At 41.3% G+C, this 7,980-nt stretch carries 9 protein-coding genes; 3 read left to right on the top strand and 6 right to left on the bottom strand.

Annotated elements, in window-relative coordinates; all coding sequences use genetic code 11:
• Nucleotides 1–117: 117 nt before the first annotated feature.
• The 6 genes from hemF to GQR52_RS17610 all read right to left on the bottom strand — a co-directional run bounded on the left by hemF (nt 118) and on the right by GQR52_RS17610 (nt 5,065).
• Nucleotides 118–1,068, bottom strand: a complete 951-nt coding sequence (hemF, locus tag GQR52_RS17635) for an oxygen-dependent coproporphyrinogen oxidase (protein WP_165729288.1) — start codon at nt 1,066–1,068, stop codon at nt 118–120.
• A gap of 1 nt (nt 1,069) precedes the next feature.
• Nucleotides 1,070–1,633, bottom strand: a complete 564-nt coding sequence (locus tag GQR52_RS17630; RefSeq protein ID WP_004335153.1) for an L-threonylcarbamoyladenylate synthase — start codon at nt 1,631–1,633, stop codon at nt 1,070–1,072.
• A 25-nt stretch (nt 1,634–1,658) separates the two neighbouring features.
• Nucleotides 1,659–2,234, bottom strand: coding sequence for a topoisomerase DNA-binding C4 zinc finger domain-containing protein (locus tag GQR52_RS17625; RefSeq protein WP_165729287.1), 576 nt, complete (start codon nt 2,232–2,234; stop codon nt 1,659–1,661).
• A 114-nt stretch (nt 2,235–2,348) separates the two neighbouring features.
• Nucleotides 2,349–2,822 carry a DUF494 family protein gene (locus GQR52_RS17620; protein ID WP_010555161.1) on the bottom strand — a complete coding sequence of 158 codons (474 nt, stop codon included), beginning with the start codon at nt 2,820–2,822 and terminating at the stop codon, nt 2,349–2,351.
• A 1-nt stretch (nt 2,823) separates the two neighbouring features.
• The gene (gene dprA, locus GQR52_RS17615) at nt 2,824–3,915 is read right to left on the bottom strand and encodes a DNA-processing protein DprA (protein WP_165729286.1); all 1,092 of its coding nucleotides are present in this window, start codon (nt 3,913–3,915) and stop codon (nt 2,824–2,826) included.
• A 31-nt stretch (nt 3,916–3,946) separates the two neighbouring features.
• A complete protein-coding gene (locus GQR52_RS17610) occupies nt 3,947–5,065 on the bottom strand; it encodes a LysM peptidoglycan-binding domain-containing protein (protein WP_165729285.1) in 1,119 nt (372 codons plus the stop codon).
• 118 nt (nt 5,066–5,183) lie between these two features.
• Here GQR52_RS17610 and def point away from each other — a divergent pair, with 118 nt between their 5' ends.
• The 3 genes from def to rsmB are packed head-to-tail and all read left to right on the top strand — an operon-like array spanning nt 5,184 to nt 7,953.
• Entirely contained in the window at nt 5,184–5,687 is a 504-nt protein-coding gene (gene def, locus GQR52_RS17605) for a peptide deformylase (RefSeq protein WP_165729284.1), read from the top strand.
• 24 nt (nt 5,688–5,711) lie between these two features.
• Entirely contained in the window at nt 5,712–6,665 is a 954-nt protein-coding gene (fmt, locus tag GQR52_RS17600) for a methionyl-tRNA formyltransferase (protein ID WP_010555158.1), read from the top strand.
• Nucleotides 6,658–7,953 (top strand): 16S rRNA (cytosine(967)-C(5))-methyltransferase RsmB, encoded by a 1,296-nt coding sequence (gene rsmB / locus GQR52_RS17595; RefSeq protein ID WP_024593219.1) that lies wholly within the window; start codon nt 6,658–6,660, stop codon nt 7,951–7,953. The genes fmt and rsmB overlap by 8 nt, the downstream gene beginning before the upstream one ends.
• Nucleotides 7,954–7,980: the final 27 nt, after the last annotated feature.

The raw sequence follows: 7,980 nt of genomic DNA, 5'->3' as shown, positions 1-7,980 counted from the left end.
GCAAGGATGGCTTAAGTTACAAGCCATCCTGGAAGGCTACGATTTAGCAAAATCTCTTGAGCCAGACTTGTGATCAAGAGACAGCTAATTAGCGCCTTTTTGATTACTGTGTAATTGTTATAGTTGCCACTCTCTGGCTATCAACTCACTTGGTTGACTAGTTAACCACTCTTGCGGGCGTAAGTAATACTGATATAGGTTAGCTTCTGGGCTACTTGGCTCTGGTTTATAGTTATATTCCCAGCGTGCAAGTGGTGGCATAGACATTAATATAGACTCAGTGCGCCCGCCACTTTGTAATCCAAATAAAGTGCCTCTATCCCATACTAAATTAAACTCGACATAACGTCCGCGACGATAAAGCTGAAAATCACGTTGTTGCTCTGTGTATTCGTCATTTTTACGACGTTCAATAATAGGTAAATAAGCATCTAAAAAGCCATTACCCACCGATTGCATAAACGCAAAGCTTTGCTCAAAACCAAGTTCGTTTAAATCGTCAAAAAACAAACCGCCTACTCCGCGAGTCTCATCTCTGTGCTTTAAATAAAAGTACTCGTCGCACCAGGTTTTGTATTTTGGATAAACGTCGCTGCCAAAAGGCGCACAAATGTCGTGAGCAACTTGATGCCAATGTTGTACGTCTTCTAATACTGGATAAAAAGGAGTGAGATCAAACCCGCCACCAAACCACCATATTGGCTCTTCGCCTTCTTTTTCGGCTATAAAAAAGCGCACATTGGCATGACTTGTTGGTACATGAGGGTTTTTAGGGTGAATAACTAACGACACACCACACGCATGAAAGCTGCGCCCTGCAAGCTCTGGTCTATGTGCTGTTGCCGAACCTGGCATTGAAGCGCCAAATACGTGTGAGTAATTAACTCCGCCTTGCTCTATTACAGTACCATTTGTGGTTACACGTGTGCGACCACCACCACCTTCTGCTCGCTGCCAGTTATCTTCTATAAATTTAGCACTGCCATCTGCAGCCTCCAAACCTTGGCAAATAGTGTCTTGCAAAGCCATAAAGTATGCTTTTACTTGATCTAATAATTCGCTTTGCATATTAACCTCTAAATATTTTGCCAGTCATGGCGTCTTTTATTGTGCTTGGTTGAGTATTACCACCTAACGGCTCGTCAACGTAAAAGCCAACTTGTTCTGCAAATTGCGCTTTGGCTTGCTCAATACTAATTACTGTTTCTTGACCGGTTAAGTTTGCACTGGTTGATACTAGTGGCTTACCAAACTCTTGGCACAAACGTTTTACTGTTGGATGGTTTGTTACTCTTACTGCAATGGTATCAAACTGCCCTGTGAGCCATTTAGGCGTATTTTTAGATGCAGGCATAACCCATGTAATTGCAGCAGGCCAACTCGAAAAAATATCAGCGCGTTTATCCATTGGTATTTTTGCATCATCTACGTATTTTAATAATTGCCCGTAGTTATCAGCAATTAAAATAAGCCCTTTTTCAACCGGGCGCTGCTTAATAGCTAATAGTGCCTCAACGGCTTGTTGATTATCTGGATCACAACCTAAACCATATACAGCTTCTGTTGGGTATAAAATAACTTCGCCTTGCGTTAAGCATGTTATTGCAGTGGGCGTATTTGAAAGGTCTGACAAAGTAGTCTCCAGATATAATTAAACGTTATTCAGTTGGGGTGAGCTTATGCATGCAGCTTTTTTGTGGGCATTGCAATAATGTGCCGTTTGCCATATTTCTCTCTATGACGATAGGCCAGTTACATTCAGGACACGGGTGTTCAACCGGTTTATTATTAAGTGTGTATTTACAACTTGGATAGCAATCACAAGAATAAAATACTTTACCAAACTTATTACTGCGCGCGACTAAATGACCTTTTTTGCATTTAGGGCAACTTGGCAAAGTGTCTTCGCTTTGTTTTTCTTCATTTTCGTTAGCAATGTAATGGCACTCTGGATATCCCGTACACCCAATAAACATACCGTAGCGCCCATTTTTAACCACCAGTGGTTTGCTGCACTCAGGACATGCTGAATCTTCAAGAACTTTAATTTCGTTACTATCGTGATGTGCCAACGGCCTAATAAAGTCGCATTGGGGATAACTTGCGCATCCTAAAAAAGGGCCTGATTTACTATTGCGGATCACTAACTCTGAACCACACTGTGGGCATATCTCGTATTCTTTTTCGAGGGCGTGCTTGTTCGCCGAGAAAAGCGAATGGTCGATTTTACTCATGGTGATCCTAATAGGTTAGTGAATTTTCGCCTAATATACCCAAACCACTTAAAGATACAAGCAATGCCGTGCTTATCCGTTTAAGTAATTTGAGTACAATTAAGATAATTATCTCTAATGAAGAAGTTCGCTGGGTTCATCAAAAATCAAATCTTCCATTTGCTCATATGCCTCTTCAGAGCCAGGAACATTAAACAAAATCATAAGTACAATCCATTTTAAATCTTCTAGGCTTATGGTTGGTTTATCTAGTGAGGCTAAACAGTCCATTACCATCTCACGAGTTACATTGTTAATTACGCCTATTTGCTCAATAAACATTAAAAAGCCACGACACTCAGCACTGAGCCTTTGGCATTCACTATCGGTAAATATACGCACAGCATCTTTAGGGTTAGTAATAAGATAAGGAGACTCGTCACTGTGTTGTAAATCGGCGAGTTGCTCTAACCAATCGAGTGCTTTAAATATCTCAGGCTTATTAAAGCCCGCGCGCAGTAGCTCATCGGTTAATTCATTTTGCTCTGCAAATATATCCGCTTCGCTATGAATGTAATTTTCAAAAAGATATAAAAGAATATCAAACATATTACCTTCCTGCGCTTAGCTTAATATAACCATCTAACACTCGCTCAATCTGATCGTCTAATTCTAAATCGAGCAACCTAGCGAGCACTTTGTCTATTGGCCACTGCGCACGACGCACAATGTCATCTACGCTGGTTACTTCAAAGCCAATACTATTTAGAACCTCGCATTGAGAATTTGCCTGAATAGGCTGCTCTTTGTTACATACATTATTGTCGTAAGTAAAACTCACCTCATCAAGAATGTCGGCTACGTTTTCTACTAGCTTAGCGCCTTGCTTTATTAAAAAGTGACTTGCCTGCGCTAACGGGTTTTTGATAGAACCCGGTACTGCAAACACCTCTTTATTTTGCTCAAGCGCATAACGTACTGTTATTAACGAACCGCTTTTAATTTCAGCCTCAACAATAAGCACTCCCAACGATAACCCAGAAATAATACGATTACGACGCGGAAAATTATGTGCATTAGCAGCTGTTCCGGGTAAAAACTCACTCACCAGCAGGCCGCTTTCTAAAACTTGGTCTGTTAATAGTTTATGGCGTTTGGGATAGTAAATATCAACCCCAGTACCGAGCACAGCAATGGTTTTACCCGTACCAGCAAGAGAGCCTTTGTGCGCAGCACCATCTATCCCTCTTGCCATACCTGAGGTAACTGTAATACCAGCCAAAGTTAATTCGTATGCAAATTCTGATGCTATTTCAAGTCCGGTGGGTGTCGCATTACGACTTCCTACTATTGCAATTTGCGGCGTAGATAATAACGAGACATCACCTCTACAAAATAGTAATAAAGGCGCGCTGGCAATCTGCCGGAGATCTTCTGGATAAAGCGCATCAAAAATACAGACAACCGTAATGTTGTGCAGCGTAATTAGTTGCTCATAATGGCTGACTTGTTGCCAATTGGTGTTGAGTAAATTACTCGCTTGATTAGCAGTTAATCCAAGCTTTAAAAGCTTGTCATGGGGTAAGTCGAATAACGACCCAAGGGAATAATGTGTAGATAATGCTAAAAGGGTTTTTATACCCAACCCTTTACACATATAAAAGGCAAGCCAGTGGGCTAGCTTGCCAGATGACTGATCCATGCTCTCTCCTAGAGCACCGACTCGCTACTTCTTAATGAATAACTGCAATATCTCCAATGCGAATTGGGTGCTGGTTTTTAGTTATTAATGCATAACTTACTTTGTCATACACTTTAAAGACAATTAGCTCGCCAACTTTTTCTTTAGGCATAGTCCACGTTGTATTTTCTTCGTCAGACTCACCACCAAATAATTGGCTTGCATCAGATAAAAGCTTCTCGTATTTACTAGAATCTTCTGGGTAACGAGGGCCACGAGGGCCATCAATAACCGTTGGCGATTGACGTTCTAGATCTAATACATGACCTTCTTCTATATTTTGTTCACTGCCTAAGTTTAGCACTACAACATCCATTGTGCTGAATTCTCTAACGTGTCGTGGGGAAGCAATAATATTCCCTGTTACAGGCTCAGAAGGACGGTGAATATTAAAGTACGCAGGAAGCATTTGACCTTCCATTGCCGGCATTAAAAAATCGCCTTGCTGAATTTCTCGTTTAACAGACTCAACACGTAATGACGAAGGCACGCCATTATGTTCATCACCCGCTCTAAACGCACGTGCGATACCCACGTAAGATGCACGCGTTGCTAACACTTCACCGGTTAAATCAGTGTAAGGATCACCTTTATGGTAAATGGCATATGCCTTATGTACTTGTAAGTCGCCTTTAACATATAAAATATGGCCTAACGTTTGTGTTTTAGTATTTTCGTTAGCACCTAAAATATAAGGTTTGCCTTTAATATCGTCACTGTTCATTGCTTGCTCGTAACTGATATACGGTTTGATCATTTCAAGCGGCAAAGTAGTAATAGCATTACGCCCTTTTGGTGTAATACGACCCTGAGGAGATAGCTTTCTATATCCTTTATTAATCACTAAACGTGGGTTTCCATCTGCATCGTATATCAGCGCTAATGCATCACCGGGGTAAATTAGGTGCGGGTTGTCAATTTGTGGATTCATTTGCCAAAGTTCAGGCCATAGCCAAGGCTCATCTAAATAGATGCCAGAAATATCCCAAAGTGTATCGCCTTTTTTTACAACATACTGTTTTGGTGCATCTTTTTTTATTTTAAGCACGTCAGCAATTGCGGGGAACGCAGCACTTAACGTAAGCATGATTGCAAGTAATGGAGATTTCATTGAGCTTCCTTGTATTGTTTTTTCATTATTATTGCCCAAAACCTGTTAAAGGTGAACGCGAATGGCTAAAATAAGAGCATACAATACCCTAAATTAAGCACAAGTGAAAAAGGTAACTATGGCTAGGTTAGAAGTTTTAAGATTTCCAGATGAGCGTTTACGTACTACAGCAAAAGATGTTGCACAAGTTGACGACACAGTACGCCAAATTGTAAAAGACATGCTAGAGACAATGTACGATGAAAATGGCATTGGACTTGCGGCCACGCAAGTAGATATTCATCAACGAATCGTTGTTATTGATGTATCAGAAGAGCGCGATGAGCCACTGGTATTAATTAATCCACAAATCATTAAAAAAGACGGCTCTACCGTTAGCGAAGAAGGCTGTTTATCAGTACCTAACTCGTATGCAAAAGTAGACCGCGCTGAAACAGTAACAGTCGCTGCACTTAACGAAAACGGTGAAGAATTTGTACTAGATGCAGATGAATTACTGGCTATTTGTATTCAACACGAACTAGATCACCTTCAAGGTAAGCTGTTCATTGATTACTTATCTCCATTAAAGCGCCAACGTATTCGTAAAAAGCTTGAAAAAGAAGCTAAATTTGCAGATTAGTAATAAGTACCTTAGGAAAACTCAGTGACTCAACCATTACGCATTATATTTGCCGGTACGCCGGACTTTGCAGCACGTCATTTACAAGCGCTGATACAAAGCGAACACCAAATAGTGGGTGTATATAGCCAGCCAGATCGCCCTGCAGGTCGTGGTAAAAAATTAAAAGCCAGTGAAGTGAAAGCGCTAGCGCTTGAGCACAACTTACCGGTTTTTCAGCCACAGTCATTAAAAAATGATGAAGCACTAGCAGAGCTAACAAGCTTAAATGCCGACATTATGATTGTTGTAGCGTATGGCTTAATCTTACCTAAAGCTATATTAGAAGCCCCACGTTTGGGTTGTTTAAATGTGCATGGCTCTATATTACCGCGCTGGCGCGGCGCTGCACCTATTCAACGCGCAATTTGGGCAGGTGATGAGCAAACCGGCGTAACAATAATGCAAATGGATGAAGGGCTAGATACCGGCGATATGTTACATATAAGTCGCTGCCCTATTAGCACGACAGAAACTAGCGCTAGTTTATATACAAAGCTTGCTGAGCTAGGTCCAGACGCGTTAATTGAAACCATTAATAAATTAGCTAATGGCGAGATCACCCCTGAACCTCAAAATGATGAACTTGCTAACTACGCTAAAAAGCTTTCTAAAGAGGAAGCTAATATCGATTGGTCAATGAGTGCACTGCAAATTGAGCGAAACATTCGCTCTTTTAATCCATGGCCAGTGTGCTTTACCCAAATGGGTGGGCAAACAGTAAAGATTTATCAAGCGCAGGTTGTGCTGCAATCAGGTGATCCTGGGCAAATTTTATCAAGCGACAAAAATGGCGTAGTAGTGGCGTGTGGCGAACACGCTTTATGTATTACGCAATTACAGCCGCAAGGTAAAAAACCAATGGCAATTAACGACTTTTTAAATGGTCGTAGTGACTGGGTTACCCCTGGCACAATATTAGGCGAAAACAATGAGTAATGTTCCAAACGTACGAGCGCTGGCCGCTGAAACTTTATATAACGTAGTTGATAAAGGCGCATCGCTTAATCAAGAACTTCCATTTGCAAGCCAAGGCTTGCCGCCTAAAGATAAAGCGTTGCTACAGCAAATTTGTTATGGCGTTTTACGCTACTTACCGAGCCTTGAAAATTACTGCCAACACTTAGTAGAGCAGCCATTAAAAGGTAAACGTAGAATATTTCAGTTTTTATTATACGTAGGTATTTATCAACTGCAGCATATGCGCGTACCACCACATGCTGCAATTTCAGAAACTGTAAACGCACTGGCTCAACTGCGCGCTTTAGGATTAAAAGGGCTGATAAACGCCATTTTACGTAGTTTTCAGCGCCAACAAGCAGAGCTTGAAGAAAAAGCGAAGCTTATTCCGGTATGTTTATACAACCATCCAAATTGGTTTATTAAACAGGTGCAAACAGCCTACCCAGATAGCTGGGAAGCACTACTTGAAGAAAACCAGCAACAAGCACCAATGTGGCTTCGTGTAAATCAAGCACAATTTAGCACGCAAGAGTACAGCGACATGCTTAGCGCTAATGATATTGAACACACCTTAAACCCTGACTTTATTGATGGGATTAAGCTTGCCAAACCACGTGATGTATTTTCGTTGCCTGAGTTTGATACAGGTGCATGTTCAGTACAAGATGCTGCAGCACAGTTGGCAGCCCGCTTTTTAGAACCTAAAGCAGATGACTATATTTTAGATGCCTGTGCAGCACCTGGCGGAAAAACGTGTCATATATTAGAGCTTGCTGATGCTGATGTACTTGCACTTGATAGCGACTCAACTCGCCTTGAACGCGTTAAACAAAACTTAACGCGTATTGGCTTAGGTGCAGACCTTCAATGTGGCGATGCCTCACAACCACATACTTGGTGGGACGAAAAATTATTTGATCGTATTTTGCTTGATGTGCCTTGTTCAGCCACTGGCGTAATTCGCCGTCACCCTGATATAAAATGGTTACGTCGCGCATCAGATATCGAAGACTTATCTAAGTTACAAAACGATATTCTTGATAGCATTTGGCCACTGTTAAAACCAGGTGGCACATTGGTATATGCTACGTGTTCGGTTCTTCCACAAGAAAACCAACAGCAAGTTGCTAAGTTTTTAGCTAATAACGATGATGTAGAACATATACCTCTACACGAAAATGATACCGTAACAACTCCTGGTTTGCAGTTACTGCCCGGTGAAAGTGATGGATTTTATTACGCTAAGCTAGTTAAAAAAGCCTAATAGCCGTACACTAAATAGTTAGCCATT

This window comes from Pseudoalteromonas sp. 31A1 (assembly GCF_011378815.1).
Taxonomy (GTDB): Bacteria; Pseudomonadota; Gammaproteobacteria; order Enterobacterales; family Alteromonadaceae; genus Pseudoalteromonas; species Pseudoalteromonas arctica.
This window is presented reverse-complemented; position numbering and strand designations above follow the sequence as displayed.

What these genes read in the sequence shown, in the direction of transcription:
- GQR52_RS17620 (WP_010555161.1), bottom strand. Translation starts at nt 2,822, where the DNA reads ATGTTTGATATTCTTTTATATCTTTTTGAAAATTACATTCATAGCGAA.
- hemF (WP_165729288.1), bottom strand. Translation starts at nt 1,068, where the DNA reads ATGCAAAGCGAATTATTAGATCAAGTAAAAGCATACTTTATGGCTTTG.
- def (WP_165729284.1), top strand. Translation starts at nt 5,184, where the DNA reads ATGGCTAGGTTAGAAGTTTTAAGATTTCCAGATGAGCGTTTACGTACT.
- GQR52_RS17625 (WP_165729287.1), bottom strand. Translation starts at nt 2,234, where the DNA reads ATGAGTAAAATCGACCATTCGCTTTTCTCGGCGAACAAGCACGCCCTC.
- GQR52_RS17610 (WP_165729285.1), bottom strand. Translation starts at nt 5,065, where the DNA reads ATGAAATCTCCATTACTTGCAATCATGCTTACGTTAAGTGCTGCGTTC.
- rsmB (WP_024593219.1), top strand. Translation starts at nt 6,658, where the DNA reads ATGAGTAATGTTCCAAACGTACGAGCGCTGGCCGCTGAAACTTTATAT.
- dprA (WP_165729286.1), bottom strand. Translation starts at nt 3,915, where the DNA reads ATGGATCAGTCATCTGGCAAGCTAGCCCACTGGCTTGCCTTTTATATG.